Below are 13924 nucleotides of genomic sequence, written 5' to 3'. Positions count from 1 at the left end.
CCGTGCCACCTGCTCGGGCCGTAACGGATATCGGCGTGACACGGTCCGCCGCAGCCGTTACCTCACCGTGACACCACGCATACCCGACCACTGGTACAAATGATCCACCTTCTGTCCGGAGAGAGGTGTGCCGGTGACTCTTCGTCGGTGGTCCACGGTCCTGCTGTCCGTCTTTCTCTTCCTGGTCTGGGCTCCTGCCACTCCGGCGGCGCCCGACGACGACTCCCCGCGCGGACCGTCCGATACCGACGCGCCGTTCGACGACACCTCCGGCCCCTCCGGCGTTCCCCAGAATGAGCGCGGGCACGCGGCGGAGAATCCTGGGCAGCAGCATGCGCCGGCGGTCGCCGGCGACCGGCTGCCCGGCAAGCCGCAAGACGACGTCATCGACGACGTACCGGTCGATCCGGACGACGCTTCCATCCCGTTGAACCTGATCCCCTACCACGACATCCCGCCGGCCCTGCGCGCGCTGCAAGAGAGCGAGCGGGTGAGCGTGGAGATCATCGGCCAGTCCGTCCTCGGCCGGGACCTGCACCTTGTCGTGGTCACCTCGCCGATGAGCGACGCGGATTGGGATGACTGGCAGCGCCTGTCCGACCTGCGCATCGACGACCCGCACGCCGCCGCCGCCGAGCTGGAGTCCGGCGGCTACGACGCCTGGCGCACGCCGTTGCTGATCAACAACAACATTCACGGCAACGAGTGGGAGGGCACCGACGCGAGCCTTCAGGTCTTGGAAGAGCTTGCCTTCTCCGACGATCCCGCGGTGCTGGACGTGCTCGACAACCACGTCGTCGCTGTCGTCATCACCAACAACCCCGACGGGCGGGTCGCCGGCACCCGTGCCAACGCGAACGGCTTCGACATGAATCGGGACTACATCACCGCGTCCCAGCCGGAGGTACGCGCCGTCCGGGCCCAGATAGCCCGCTACAGTCCGCTGACCATGCTGGACATCCACGGCTACGTCTGGAGTAACAGCACTGGTGCCGGCTTGATCGAGCCGACCACCGGCCCGCACGGCGACAACTACGAGTACGACCTCTACATCCCTCAGGCGCTCCGGCACGCGCTGGCGATGGAAGACCGCGTGCTGGACGACCTCGGCACGGACCTCGAGGCATTCGCCGCGACCCGGAACAGTTTCACCTGGCGCGGGCATGCCGACATCCCGTATCGGAACCGGACCACGGGCTGGGACGATTGGCCACCGATCTTTACCCCCATGTATGCGATGTACCACGGTGCGGTCGGGCACACCATCGAGATCCCGCTCAACCCGCGCGGCCTGGCCGACGAGACCGAGCGCCACACTCGTACGGCACTGAACACGCGCTACGCCGTGGCCACCATCGAGGCCAACCTCGCGTATGCCACCGAGCACCGCGACGATCTGCTGGCCAACCAGCTCGAGTGGTTCCGCCGGGGCGCCGACGGCGAAGCCACCCGGCCGATCGACGACGAGCTGGCGCTCTCCCTGGCCGCCGGGGACAACGCCAAGACCCATCTGCAGGACTTTCCCCGCGCTTACGTGATCCCGGTAGGCGCCGGCCAGCGCAGCGACACGGCGGCAGCAAGCCTGGTCCGGTTCCTGGTTGCGAACGACGTACGGGTCCATCAGGCGTCCCGCCCGGTCAAGCTGGGCGGCGTCCACGTCAAGGCCGGGTCGTACGTCGTCGACATGCATCAGGCGAAGCGCGGCCTCGCGAACACCGTTCTCGACGTCGGCCGCGATGTCACCGACGACTTCCCGCTGATGTACGACATCTCCGCGTGGAGTCACGGCCATCTCTGGGGTGCCACCACGCAGCGAGTCGGTGAGGCCAGCGTGGACGGGCGCGCACTTCGACCGGTCACGTCCCCCGACCCCACCGGTTTCGTACCTCCCGGCCGGCGCGCCCAGTACGGACTCACCGTGGATTCACTCGCGGGCGTCCAGGCGGTGCACCACCTGCTCGGATTGGGCATGGAGCTGCGGCGCACCGCGGACGGCACGTTCGTGGTGCCGGCAGCGCAGCGCTGGCAGATCGAGGCCGTCCAGGACACGGCGGACACCTTCGGCGTGGCGTTCAGTGTGCTTCCGCCGTCCCGGGAGACCCGCGGCGCCGCACCGTTCACCGGGGTCCGGCTCGCCGTCAGCACGTCGGCCGGCGAGTACTTCGCGCTCACCCGGATGGGATTCAGGCCCACCACAGTCACGCATGCGGGATTCAACGATGGGCTGTACGCGTTCGACGACTTCGACGCGCTTTACATCTCGGCGTCCAGCTTCAACCCGCTGAACCTGAACGCCGCTCAGGGTGCCGCGTTCGCCCAGTGGCTCGAGGATGGCGGCACCGTGGTGGGCGTCGGCGGCGGCGGCGCGCAGTTCAACCAGCGTGCTGGCCTGCTGGACGTCGGCGTCGCGCAGGGCCCGGGCTCGGCCAACGGCATCGTCGCTGTCGAGAACACCCCTGGATCGCCGGTCACCGGCGCCGCGTTGTCGAGCTCGTTCGTCGACGCTCCGGTCTATTTCACCAGGGTCGGCGTGGACGTGCGGGTCGAGCAGGCCCTGGCCGAAGGGGCGTTCTTCCTGGCCGGGCACTGGCTGGGTCACGACAGCGCGGCCGGTCGGGCCGTCGTCGTCAGTGGATCCGCGCGGGGCGCGAACGTGACGCTTTTCGGCACCCAGCCACTGTTCCGTGCTCACCCCGAAGGGCTGTACCCACAGGTGGCCGCGGCGATCTGGTAGCCCTAACTCACAAGAGCGCGATGGATCGCGGCGGCGAAACGGTCCGGGGCGCCCGGACCGTGCTCCAGGAAGAGACTCGGCTCGGTGAGCTCCAATTCCAGCACGATCGGCGAGCCGTCGGCACCGGGGATGAGGTCGACCCTGGCGTAGAGGAGCTCTGCGCCACCGGGAATCGCCGCCAGGGCGAGCTCGGCCACCTTGTGCTCGACGTCCGACGGCGTCCGGGGCGTGATCCGCTCCTCCCGGAACAGGCCCTCGACGCCCCGGTCCGGACCGTCGAGCATCGGGCCCTTGCGGATGGCATGGCTGAACTCTCCCCCGATGTAGAGCATCGAGGTCTCTCCGAATGCGTCCACGGCGGACAGATACGGCTGGATCATCACCGTGCCGCCTCTGCCGGTCACGCGGGCGACGTGCTCGCGAGCCAGCTCCCGGTGCTCGTCGTCGTCCTTGCGGTATCGGCCCGTGTCGACCGATCCGGCGCTCACCGAGGGCTTCACGACGTACTCGTCCGCGCGGGCGATCGCCGGGAGGTCCACGCCGCGCTCGCCGGGAACGACGACGGACTCCCCCGGCTCGATCCACTGGGTGGCCACAACGGGCACGCCCGCGACCTCGAGGTCGCGCAGGTAGCGCTTGTCGGTGTTCCAGCGCACCACAGCCGCCGGGTTGAGCAGCGACGGCATGGCATCGGCCCACGCGAGGAACTCGGCCCGGCGCAGTGTGTAGTCCCAGGTGGACCTCAGAACCACTAGTTCGAATGCGGTCCAGTCAGCCGCCGGGTCGTTCCACACGACGGGCGTGGCCTCGATGCCGCGCTCCGCGAGCGGCGGCAGGACGCGACGTTCGTCGTCATCGAGCGCGGGCAGCTCGGCGCATGTCGCAAGCGCGATTCGGGCCATGTGTGTGCCTTTCGACGTTCTTCTTGAGCCGATCCGACGATACGCGACCGGCCGCCGATCGTCCGGAGGCTAACGTGGGCAAGGTGACCACCGTCGCCCGCCAGCTCGCCGACCTTCCCTACGGTCATCTGCTCGAGCCACACGACGGGCCACTGCGTCCGGGTGCCGAGTACGACACGGTGCTGTTCGACTCTCTGGACTTCCAGGACGCCGAGGCCAGTGGAGCACGGTTCATGGAGTGCGCGTTCACGACGGTGACGTTCTCGGGCGGCAGTGTCCGATGCCGCTTCAACGAGGTGTGGCTGCGTGCCGTGCGTGTCGTCGGAGCGGAGCTCATCGAAGCGGACTGGCTCGACACCACCGTGTTGTCCTCGGCCTTCTCCGGGATCGAGGCCTACAGCAGCCAGTTCCGGCGAGTGGTCTTCGAAGACTGCAAGTTCGACTCGGTGAATTTCCGTGCCGCTCAGTTCTCCGACGTCGTCTTCGAAGGCTGCCTGCTCGACGAGGTCGACTGGAGCGGTGCTCACCTCAGCGGCGTCAGCTTTCCCCGGTCCACCTTGCGCGGCGTCCGGATGCCCGGCGTCACCATGGAGCGGGTCGACTTCCGCGGCGCGGCGCAGCTTCACCTCGCCGATGGTTACGGTTCGTTGCGGGGCGCCACGGTGGACGGCGATCAGCTGGCTGGCATCGCTCCGATGCTGGCGGCCGAGCTGGGCATCACGGTCGACTACGGGTGACGTGAGATTCGATGCCGCGTTGAGGAACGTCTGCCGGCCGGCAGACGTTCACTCACCTGACGCCTCATGCGATGTTGCGCCACTGCGGCGGCCGAGCGTATTCACAGCCGAATGATTTGACACCTCTCCCGTTCAGGGAGTGACACGGCCACTCGCTGCCGTGAGGAAATCACCTGAAGAGTCGAAAGGATCCCCCATGCCCAAGAAATTGTTGCTGTCCGCCGGAGTAGTGCTGTCACTGCTCGGCGTCGCTGCCTGTGGCGAGGACGACGAGGCCGGTGACGCCACCGCACCCGAGTCGGCGCCCACGGCCGAGGACGAAGGCACCGGCCAGGAGGCGGCACCAGAGCCCGACCTGGAGGGCATCCCGGATGTCGTCGCGGTGGTGAACGGCGAGGAGATCTCCCGGGACGAGTTCGTCACCACCTACGAGAGCCAGTTCCAGCAGATGGCGATGCAGGCGCAGATGTCGGGCGAGGAGGTGGACCAGGAGCAGCTGAAAGCACAGACAGCCGACAGCATGGTCGACTCCGAGCTTCTTGTCCAAGAGGCCGACGACCGTGGATTCGACGCCTCCCAGGACGACGTCGACACGACCCTGAACGAGCTCGCCGAGCAGAACGGTCTCGGAACCGCCGACGACTTCCTCGCCGCACTGGCCGAGCAGGGCATGCCGGAAGAAGAGGTCATGAAGCAGCTCGAGCTCCAGGTCAAGGTCGACCAGCTGATCAGTGACGAGGCCGGCGACATCGAGCCGTCGGAGGACGAGCTACGCAAGCTCTACGACGACGCGGTGGCTCAGCAGGAGGCTGCAGGCGAGGAAGGCGCCGCCGAGGCAGGTACTGAGGAAGGCGCCGAAGTGCCGTCCTTCGAGGAGGTGCGCCCGCAGCTCGAGGAGCAGGCCATTTCGCAGAAGGAGGCAGAGGTCGCCCAGGCGTTGCTGGCGGACCTGCGCGAGAGCGGAGACATCACGGTCAATCTCTGATCCGCTCGGACCTCACCCGTGCCGTGAGCGGGCTACTCCTCGATAGCGCCGCCCACGGCACGCAGGTGCTCCCTGAAGGTCAGCGTGGGCTCCGTCTCGCGCCGCGAGAGGTATTCACCGAATCGCACTTGTTCGCGCAGAGACAGGCCATCGCGGATCCGCTCGGCCTGCCGTCGTTCGGTATCCCGGATTCCCTGGGCGAGCGAGAACACCTCGTCCGCCCGGGCCGCGGGAAGAAAGATCACGCCGTCGTCGTCGCCGAGTGCCAGGTCGTCGCTGCTGACTGTCCAGTCCCCCACCCGCGCGGACGTCAAAGCGTCGCCGGGACGCCGATCGAGGCGCTGCGGCCCACTCGGAATCGCGCCGAGACTGAACACCGGCAGGCCGATCTCCAGAATGTCGGCAGTGTCGCGATGCAGGCCCCAGATCACGATCCCCTCGAGTCCGACGGCCTGGCTCTCCCACGCGACGAGGTCCCCGACGCACGCCTCGTCGAGGCGTCCGCCGTTATCGACGACGAGGACCGTGCCCGGGTCGGCGTCGTGCAGGACCTCGAGGAAGATGTCGACACTGCCCACATGCCGAGCCGGGGCCACCTGGCCCGCCAGCCGGGTGCCGGGGACCACGGCCCGCACCTGCGTCGGGGCGCAGCGCACCTGGACGCCTGCGCGGATACACGCATCGGCGACGTGTGCGGTGGTGAGGGTGGCGAATCGACCCTGAAGATCCAGCTGGTCCATTGCATTGATTCCTCTCGTCGGGCTCACCGACGAGTTCATCATGTCTCGTGCTTCGCGGCCAGAGTCAGCAGGTCCGCCTCCGGCGACGCACCCGGAGCGACGCTGGCGTCCGGCGGATGTCCCCGGGTGCTGGCCCGGTACAGATAGACGGCGAAGGTGCTGACCCAGACGCAGGCGAGCACGGCAATCGTCCGCTGGATCGCACCCACCCAGCCGGGAAAGAGCGCAGAGATCATCAGGGTGAACAGCACCAGCGTCAGTGCCCCGCTGACCATCGACGGCACCCGGAGGTAACGCCACCCGTTCTGCCGGCTGACGCTGAGCGAGATCAGGATCTGCGAGACTCCGGCGACGACGAAGGTCAGCCCGCTCACGACGTCATGCACGGCGTGGTAACCGGAGACCTCCCCCAGGCTGACCTTGAGCGAGCATTCCGGCAGCTGAACGCCACAGTCGTGGCGCATCGAGCCGGCGAGGAACACGCCGACGCCGCTGAGGACAATGCCCATGGAACCGAGCCGGCCCATTCTCCCCGGCAGGACATGGACCAACCCGGCTCCCAGGAACATCACGCCCACGCCGAACACGACCAGTGCCAAGATCATGATCCACGGATCGGCCGCGCCGACCGCGGCTAGCGAGCTGATGTAGTCGCTGCGGGGGTTGTAGTGCTCCTGCAAGCGGCCCGCGATGAGCCATCCCGCGGTGAAGACCAGCGCCCCGATGATGGCTGGCGTCGCGAGCCAGGTGGGTATCTTGCGCTGCCGGGCTCGGTCTGGAAGCACCAACACCATGAGGAAGCGTCACCTCGTTTCTCCGTCCACTCGACGCTTCCGGACCACGGATCTCAATAAGCGACAGCGCCGACGAAGAGGGACATACCCGACCTCAGAAGATCACAAACATATAACGACGAGATCACGTGTCGTTATATTTCGCCGTCCTCCCGGCGCGCGTCAGCGCGGAACCGTGACGACGATCTTGCCGACCTGACTGTTGGACTCCATGTGGCGATGCGCTTCCACGATCTTCTCCAGCGGGAACAGCCGGTCGATGACGGGGCGAAAGGCGCCGGTACGCAGGCCCGAACTGACAAAGGCTACGGCGCGCCGCATCCTCACGGGATCCCTGGTGGTCTCCAGCACGGTGTACGTGCGCACACTCAACGCTGGCATGCCGAGGTCGAAGCCGGGATACGGCGTCGGCCGCCCGCTCTGCGCACCCCACAGAAACAGCGTTCCGCCGGAGGCCACGGCACCGGCTAGGTCCAGCAGGTGCTGGAGGCTCTCGTCGACCCGGTACGCCGGAGGATCGTGAGTCAGCTCGATGCCGGAGACAAGGACATCAAATGCGGCGACTTCGACATCGCCGTCAGCAAGTCCACCGCCACCCACCACTTCACGGTGTTGCGGGAGGCCGGCCTGATCCGGCAGTACTACGTCGGAACCGCACGGATGAACTCCCTGCGGCGGGCCGAGATGGACGAGGCTTTCCCGGGCTTGCTCGATGCCCTCACCTCGGCATCAAGGACGCGGCACCTCGGGTGTCGAGGCGAGCCGCTCCGCTGCCGTCGCCTGAGATCGTTCAGAGTCAGTCCACGCACAGGCAGAAGGGATGGCCCGCCGGGTCGAGGAAGACCCGGAACGACGTTCCCGGCTGGTGATCGTGCTTGGTAGCCCCGAGTTCCAGGACGGCGGCCTCCGCTGCGTCAAGGTCGTCCACCATCACGTCGAGGTGCATCTGCTGGGGCACCTGCTGATTCGGCCACGCAGGCGGGGTGTAGTCCTGCACTTGCTGGAACGAGATGCACTGACCTTGCTCGCCGCGGATGTCGGCCCAGTCGTTGGAGACGTCGATCTTCCAGTCCAGCATCGCGTTGTAGAACGTGGCGAGAGCCGCTGGGTCCGGGCAGTCGATGACGACGCTTGGAAATCGTGCGATAGCCATAACGGCATGCTAGGCGCGATTGCGGACGATCCGCAGCCGGTACACCGGCAATTCTCGCTCATGGGGATGCCAGGATGTCACATGGGACGCGCATCCCGACCGGGTCGTCGCACACATGGTCCTGATGGACCTGCCAGAACTCGGCCGGCTCGTGGCCGACGTACGCGCCTCACTGACGCGGGACGGCGTCGTCGCCTTCTCGATCCTGCACCCGTGTTTCTTCGCCCACGCTCCAATCGAGGGCGTCGCTTTGTTACCGGCTTGAGTTCGGCTAGCGGCCGCGAAGACACTACGGGGCACCGACCCGTTCACACTCGGCGTGGCCTCTGGAGAACCCATTTCTGGCGGCTTGGTGCTCTGGACTCGGCTGGCGCTAGGCCCGCTCGCCGCCGACGGCAGTAAGGGCAGCTGCCACAGCCGTTCGAGGTGCATTGGCAAGTGGCGCGTGGCGAAGGCTTCCGGCGGTCGAACGCCAAGGCACGCATACGGCTCGGGTTCTGGGCCTCGCATCTTACGATCACAGCGTGGGCGAGACGTTGCGGATTGGTGCCTGCCAAACGGCGGAGATCTTGGGCGACATCGAGCCAGCGCTGGCGTGCATCGAAGACTTCGCGACGGAGGCCGATGTACGAGGCGTCGATCTGCTGCTGTTCCCGGAGTGCTTCCTGCAAGGCTATTTGGTCGAGGAGCAGCACGTACATGAACACGCGGTGGATCTCGGCTCCCCCAGGTTCGGCTCTGTATTGAGGCGGATGGAACGATTTAAGCCGACGCTCGTGTTCGGTGTCATCGAACAGGACGGCCAAACGTACTTCAACACCGCCGTAGTCGTCACTCGCGGCCGGCTCATGGGCGTCTATCGCAAGACGCACCTCGTGCCTGGTGAGTCCTTGTTCCACAAAGGTGATGCCTACCCCACGTTCGAGATGCAGGGGATCAGGTTCGGCATCAACATCTGTTACGACACTCAATTTGCCGAAGCCGCCGCCCCCATCGCAGCACAGGGCGCGCAGCTTCTCCTCGTCCCAGCGCAGAACATGATGCGCCGGGACGCCGCACATCACTGGAAGCATCTGCACAACACGATTCGTACTGAACGAGCGCGAGAGGCCGGGATGTGGTTGGTGTCGGCAGACGTCACCGGCGAGCGCGATGAGTGTCGCATTGGTTTGGGTCCGACCAGCATCATCAACCCGCGGGGTGAAGTAGTGGCGGAGGTTCCTCTGATGACGACGGGCATGGCCGTCGCCGACATCAGCTGACTCTCACCGAGCCGCGTCGTCTTCCGCTCTGGGGCGCCACGGCCTGCGTGGCCTCGATGGCGGCGGACATCGCTACACCGGTCGTGAACACCAACAGTCACCGGCGGCTCCGCGCCGGGCCCCGGGGGCGGTCATCGTGTGCCGGCCGGTCTCCAGTGCCGTGGGTGCAGGTCGAACCGAGCCAGCTCGCGTCCGGCCAGACCCCATGCGTGCCAGTACCGCGGCTCGAACTCCAGCTGCGGCACGGTCATCCAGCTCGCCACGAGTCCCTCCACAAGTAGCTGCGCCTCGTCCAGACCGGGACCGATGCAGTAGATGTTGTCCCCGAAATTGGTGGCCGCGAACACCTTGTCATGGCGGACGACGATCTCGCCGTAGCCACTGACTTGGCCCTGGTGAACGACGCGTTTGGTCTCCAGGTCCATGGCAAACCAGGTACCGCTCAGGCGCTTGTAGACGCCGTAGAGCACGCCGTCGTGGACGTCGACGTGCTGCATGCTCTGCATCTGAGGCAGTGGCTCCGCTCGCCACAGCATCGTCCTGGTGTCGAGGTCGAACGCACCCACCTGGGCGGTGTCCCGGACCCGTGGCACGCTGCCGCCGCCCCACGTGTCTCCGGCCAGGTAGGCCACCCCATCCACGACGGCGACGGAGAGGATGCTCTGGTCGGGCAGAACCCCTGGAAATACCTCCATCTCCCCGTTGCTCAGGTCAAGCAGCGTCAGCGCTCCATCCAGGTATCCCGACGCGGCGGCGCTGGCGATGACGGCCAGATTCCGCTCTGCGTCGTAGGCGATCTCCCACGGCCGCTGCTGTCCGTGGCCGATGACACCGATAGAGCGGACGTCGTCGGTGGCGGGCTCAATGTCCACAATCTCACCGCTTGGATATAGCGCACACAGAACCTTCCCGGCGTCGTGCGGGAGCAGCGCCTTGGCTTCGCCGGACACCCGGATCCGGCGGGAGCTGCCTTGCCACGGCCGGTGAACGGTGACATAGAAGTGGCCGCCCACGTGTACCGAGCCGTCCGGGTCGAGGGCGATGGACTGGGCGAGGTCCGGCCCAGCGACGTCGGTATCGGTGAGGTCGAACAGCTCGGTGCTGCCGTCGTTCAGGTCCAGATACCAGAGGACTCCACTGCCTCCGCAGCCGACCAGGGTGGAATCGTCGAGCTTGCTGATGCCGCGGATCTCGTCCCCCGGGTTGGGCGTTCCGACGACGACGAGCGCGTCGCCCTCGCGCCGGTAGACCGTTCCGGCACCACGGCCTGAGCAGTACATTTCCCCGTCCGCGGTGACGGTCAAGGAGTCGATCATCCGTGGGCTGTCCGGGGTGGACATGACAGTGACGTCGGACCCGTCCGGCGCCATGTCGATCAGATCGTTTCCTGCCGTCGCCAGCACGCGCCCGCCCGCGGCGACGATAGCTCCAATGGCGCCCGGACCGCTCACCTGCGCCGGAACGATGTCGGTCATCGCGCCACTGGCACGGTCGATCCGGATGATGTGCCGGATCGGCGTCGTGCCCACGTAGACGAACTGGTCATCGGCGGCGATGACCCGGGCAAATTCGACATCCGACGCCACTCGGCCGAGATTGCGGAGTTCACCGGTAGCCGGTTGGTACTCCCATGCCTCCGCGCGCGGCGACGTGCCCGCGTAGACGGTGCCGTCTGGAGCCGTCGCAAGACACCACACGAACCCGCCGTTCGGCCCGATCTGGCCGAGAAAGTCCACCTGGTGCGTCGCTGGGTCGTAGCCGTAGAGGTCCGGAAACGGGTAGGTCCCGGCATAGACCTTGCCGCCGGAGAACGTCGCGGCCCATCCGCCGTCGCCGCGGTCCAGCCGGTCGATCCGCTCGACGCTGCGAGCCACCAGATCGACGGTGACGAGCTTGGGTGGAGTCTGGCCGCGCGTGACGAAATAGCCGGTGGTGCCGTCAACGGCCATCCCCACGATGGCCGCCGTTCGCGCGGCGGTGCCGAACAGCTCGGGATGCGGCACGTTACGAGCCGGTGCGGCGGCTGCCCACGCTGGTGCGGTGGCACCTGCGAACCCACCGGCGGCGAGCGCGCCGACGCCTGCTGTGCGGAAGAACGATCGCCTGTTCACCTCGGGCATGATGACCCTCCTTCAGGACCGGGAAATGACGTGTGTCTCATCGAGTTCGACCCGTCCGTCTGGCAGGCCGCGGTGGCGGAGGACGGAGAGTGACAGCGTGACCGACTCGGTGTCGCGCACCGTCCGGAACACCGTGCATTGGCCGGCGTCGTCGGTCACGCACGCGGCCCGTGGCGCGGGCCGCGGTTCCCAGTGGCCCTCGACCCGGACCCCGCGCAGCGGCCGGCCGAACGGGTCGGTCACGGTGACGGCGGCGTGCGCCCGCCAGCCGTCCTCGTCGCCCGCGTTGAGGGGTGCAGCGCCGGTTTCGGTGGTGAGGGACACGTGCGCGTGTGCAGGGACCGCGATCCGGACGAGCGTCCGGCCGCGGGTGGTGTAGAGGGTGGTGTCGTCCGGGGTGGCGACGACCGTCGGCCGGCCAAACCACTCGCCGGCCAAGCCCGAGGCTACCGGCACGACAGCCGGTGCGTGCGACAGATCTGTCCAGGTGACCCGGAAGACCGTGTCTCCGTCGCTCGTGTACACCCCGGTGGCTGTGAGGGTGAGCGGCCCGCCGCGGGTGCCGGCCTGTTTCGTCCAGGTGATGGTGCGGATGGCCGGGTCGACGCCGAAGAGCAGCCCGGTGGAGGTGATGCCGACGAGCTGGTCGCCGATGGTGATGAGGTCTGTGACGGCGATCGCGCCGGCGGGAGCCGGGATCGACCAGATGACGTCGCCGGTCGTGATGTCGACAGCGGCGAGCTCCGCTCGCGTGGCGATCGGGTTGGTGCCCAGCCCGGTCGTGATGTCGCTGCCAATGTAGGCGACGCCGCCGTCGGCCGTCACCGCGGAGATGGTCTGATCGGGCACGATGTTGCGGTAGACGTCCAGGCTATTGCTATCGGCGTGATAGATGGCCAGGGCGCCGCCGTACTTGCCGTAGTCAGGCTCAGTACCGACCAGCAGCCGATCCGCGTCTGCCTGGTAGTGCGAGTCTCTCGGCCGGGTCTGCTCGTTGCCGATGTCGGCCAGCTTTTCCAGGTCACCGCTGCGCGGATCGAAGGAGTAGATCAGGGCTTGGGTGTACACGGAGAAGTAGACGATGTCTCCGGCCGGGGTGATTGACTTCGCCTCCCCTGGCACGAAATGCCGGACGCTCTGGCCGGTGCCGATGTCGTGCACCTGGACACCGGCCGCGCCGGCGACGTAGACGTGCTGGTCGTCGGCCGCCATCGCCATTGGTCCCTCTGGGCTGGCCGGAACCCCGGCCGCGTCCAGTGAGTAGCCGGTGACCGTTCCGGTGCTCGAGTCGAACGAGTAGGCCGAGCCGTCGACCAGTCCCCACACCAGTCCGCCGTGGTAGGTGAGGCCGTTTGCGGCCATCTCCGGCGCGGGGACCGCTACCGCCTCGGCGGTGCCGCTCCATAGTGAGTACCGGTACAACGTGCCCGACGGGCGGGCCGCGAAATACGCTTCTCCGGGCTCGGCACCGGTGACGGCCACCACGAAGCGTTCGTTCGGCGCTTGAACCAGCTCGTTCCGATCCGGGTTCGTCGTGTCCACGGCGAGCAGCTGGCCGCGGGGTGAAATGCCGCCCAGCAGCGTGCCCTCGTGCAATGCAAGCGACGACACGAACGTCGCGCCGTCCAGCGACGATGGCGTGATGTCAGAGACGGCTCCAGTGGACCGGTCGATGCGGACGAGGTGGGCGCGAGATCCGATGCCCGCGTAGAGATAGTCCTCATCGACTTCAAGCGCCCTGACGTAGTCCTGGCCCTCCACGATGACGCCCAGGTCGGTGACGGCGTCGGTGGCCGGATCATAAGAGAAGATCCGTCCACCGGACGATGCGTAGGTGCCGGTGTACACGACGCCATCAGGGGCTACCACCATCGCGTAGATGACGGCGCCCGAGCCGCCCGCGGTCAGTATCTCGTCGACCGTGCCCGTGGTCGTGTCGACCCGGTAGACCTTGGCCGGCGTGTAGGTGCCGACGTAGACGTCGGTGCCGGACACGGCGGTCACCCAGGCGCCCTGCCCTTCCGGGAGATCGACCTGCGCGACAGCCTCTCGGGTCGCAGGGTCCAGTCCGACGACCGACGTCGGAGAGGTCAGCCGGGTCGAGAACCAAAGAATGTCGTCGATGAAGTGTCCGGAACCGGTGGGCGTGGCGACGCTGGCTGGGCCGACGTCTTCGATGGCCCACTCTGTGTCTTCGGCACCAGCGGCTGCATTGGCCGGGAGTAGGAGTCCGGCGAACAGGAGCGTGGCCAGGGTAAATCGACGGATCATGGATCGTCCTCCATGGTCGGATAGGCGAGCCTGGAGCTTGACGGGGGATCGAATCTGATTGGCAGAGTAATCAATCAATCAGATTTGAGCAATCCCCAATCACGCAATTAGGCTGGCCGCATCTCGATTGAGATGACCGAAATGGAGGTATGCGTCTCTAAAGGCGAACGATGCGCAGGTGCCGCCACACCTGACGGCGACAAGGACAAGACCATCGGCACCGGCG

12 protein-coding genes and 1 pseudogene are annotated in these 13924 nt (G+C 67.0%); 6 read left to right on the top strand and 7 right to left on the bottom strand.

Annotation, left to right across the window (positions count from 1 at the left end):
• Positions 1-133 precede the first annotated feature (133 nt).
• A complete protein-coding gene (locus G1H11_RS02625) occupies positions 134-2734 on the top strand; it encodes a M14 family zinc carboxypeptidase (protein ID WP_163815695.1) in 2601 nt (866 codons plus the stop codon).
• Between the two features lie 2 nt (positions 2735-2736).
• On the opposite strand, the gene G1H11_RS02620 is transcribed toward G1H11_RS02625, so the two are convergent.
• Positions 2737-3636 (bottom strand): ATP-grasp domain-containing protein, encoded by a 900-nt coding sequence (locus tag G1H11_RS02620; protein WP_163815694.1) that lies wholly within the window; start codon positions 3634-3636, stop codon positions 2737-2739.
• 83 nt (positions 3637-3719) lie between these two features.
• Here G1H11_RS02620 and G1H11_RS02615 point away from each other — a divergent pair, with 83 nt between their 5' ends.
• Both G1H11_RS02615 and G1H11_RS02610 read left to right on the top strand, forming a co-directional pair.
• A complete protein-coding gene (locus G1H11_RS02615; protein WP_216843371.1) occupies positions 3720-4373 on the top strand; it encodes a pentapeptide repeat-containing protein in 654 nt (217 codons plus the stop codon).
• A 196-nt stretch (positions 4374-4569) separates the two neighbouring features.
• Positions 4570-5358, top strand: a complete 789-nt coding sequence (locus G1H11_RS02610; protein ID WP_163815691.1) for a SurA N-terminal domain-containing protein — start codon at positions 4570-4572, stop codon at positions 5356-5358.
• A 32-nt stretch (positions 5359-5390) separates the two neighbouring features.
• Here the strand turns inward: G1H11_RS02610 and G1H11_RS02605 are convergent, their stop codons facing one another.
• The 3 genes from G1H11_RS02605 to G1H11_RS02595 all read right to left on the bottom strand — a co-directional run bounded on the left by G1H11_RS02605 (position 5391) and on the right by G1H11_RS02595 (position 7492).
• Entirely contained in the window at positions 5391-6098 is a 708-nt protein-coding gene (locus G1H11_RS02605) for an RraA family protein (protein ID WP_163815689.1), read from the bottom strand.
• Positions 6099-6136: 38 nt separating this feature from the next.
• Positions 6137-6892 carry a DUF998 domain-containing protein gene (locus tag G1H11_RS02600; RefSeq protein ID WP_163815687.1) on the bottom strand — a complete coding sequence of 252 codons (756 nt, stop codon included), beginning with the start codon at positions 6890-6892 and terminating at the stop codon, positions 6137-6139.
• Between the two features lie 162 nt (positions 6893-7054).
• Positions 7055-7492, bottom strand: a complete 438-nt coding sequence (locus G1H11_RS02595; RefSeq protein WP_163815685.1) for a zinc-binding dehydrogenase — start codon at positions 7490-7492, stop codon at positions 7055-7057.
• Between G1H11_RS02595 and G1H11_RS26810 the strand changes: the two are divergent.
• Positions 7373-7615 (top strand): annotated as a pseudogene (locus tag G1H11_RS26810) (ArsR/SmtB family transcription factor); the annotation flags it as partial. The gene G1H11_RS02595 and the pseudogene G1H11_RS26810 overlap by 120 nt on opposite strands.
• A 73-nt stretch (positions 7616-7688) precedes the next feature.
• Here the strand turns inward: G1H11_RS26810 and G1H11_RS02585 are convergent.
• The gene (locus tag G1H11_RS02585; protein WP_163815681.1) at positions 7689-8045 is read right to left on the bottom strand and encodes a VOC family protein; all 357 of its coding nucleotides are present in this window, start codon (positions 8043-8045) and stop codon (positions 7689-7691) included.
• 19 nt (positions 8046-8064) lie between these two features.
• Here G1H11_RS02585 and G1H11_RS02580 point away from each other — a divergent pair, with 19 nt between their 5' ends.
• Together G1H11_RS02580 and G1H11_RS02575 are read left to right on the top strand one after the other, a co-directional pair.
• Positions 8065-8310 carry a class I SAM-dependent methyltransferase gene (locus tag G1H11_RS02580; protein ID WP_163815679.1) on the top strand — a complete coding sequence of 82 codons (246 nt, stop codon included), beginning with the start codon at positions 8065-8067 and terminating at the stop codon, positions 8308-8310.
• 259 nt (positions 8311-8569) lie between these two features.
• Positions 8570-9307, top strand: coding sequence for a carbon-nitrogen hydrolase family protein (locus tag G1H11_RS02575; RefSeq protein ID WP_216843369.1), 738 nt, complete (start codon positions 8570-8572; stop codon positions 9305-9307).
• Between the two features lie 131 nt (positions 9308-9438).
• Here the strand turns inward: G1H11_RS02575 and G1H11_RS02570 are convergent, their stop codons facing one another.
• Together G1H11_RS02570 and G1H11_RS02565 are read right to left on the bottom strand one after the other, a co-directional pair.
• Positions 9439-11427, bottom strand: coding sequence for an NHL repeat-containing protein (locus G1H11_RS02570; RefSeq protein WP_163815677.1), 1989 nt, complete (start codon positions 11425-11427; stop codon positions 9439-9441).
• 12 nt (positions 11428-11439) lie between these two features.
• The gene (locus tag G1H11_RS02565) at positions 11440-13698 is read right to left on the bottom strand and encodes an NHL repeat-containing protein (RefSeq protein ID WP_163815675.1); all 2259 of its coding nucleotides are present in this window, start codon (positions 13696-13698) and stop codon (positions 11440-11442) included.
• Positions 13699-13924: the final 226 nt, after the last annotated feature.

Origin of the sequence: Phytoactinopolyspora alkaliphila, assembly GCF_010550695.1 — a bacterium.
In the GTDB taxonomy this organism is placed as follows: domain Bacteria; phylum Actinomycetota; class Actinomycetes; order Jiangellales; family Jiangellaceae; genus Phytoactinopolyspora; species Phytoactinopolyspora alkaliphila.
The sequence above is the reverse complement of the archived record's forward strand: the minus strand, read 5'-3'. Positions and strand labels throughout refer to the sequence as shown.

Bases quoted from the DNA above. Each gene is read 5' to 3' on its own strand.
- G1H11_RS02620 (WP_163815694.1), bottom strand. From the start codon at position 3,636: ATGGCCCGAATCGCGCTTGCGACATGCGCCGAGCTGCCCGCGCTCGAT.
- G1H11_RS02610 (WP_163815691.1), top strand. From the start codon at position 4,570: ATGCCCAAGAAATTGTTGCTGTCCGCCGGAGTAGTGCTGTCACTGCTC.
- G1H11_RS02605 (WP_163815689.1), bottom strand. From the start codon at position 6,098: ATGGACCAGCTGGATCTTCAGGGTCGATTCGCCACCCTCACCACCGCA.
- G1H11_RS02600 (WP_163815687.1), bottom strand. From the start codon at position 6,892: ATGGTGTTGGTGCTTCCAGACCGAGCCCGGCAGCGCAAGATACCCACC.
- G1H11_RS02585 (WP_163815681.1), bottom strand. From the start codon at position 8,045: ATGGCTATCGCACGATTTCCAAGCGTCGTCATCGACTGCCCGGACCCA.
- G1H11_RS02570 (WP_163815677.1), bottom strand. From the start codon at position 11,427: ATGCCCGAGGTGAACAGGCGATCGTTCTTCCGCACAGCAGGCGTCGGC.
- G1H11_RS02565 (WP_163815675.1), bottom strand. From the start codon at position 13,698: ATGATCCGTCGATTTACCCTGGCCACGCTCCTGTTCGCCGGACTCCTA.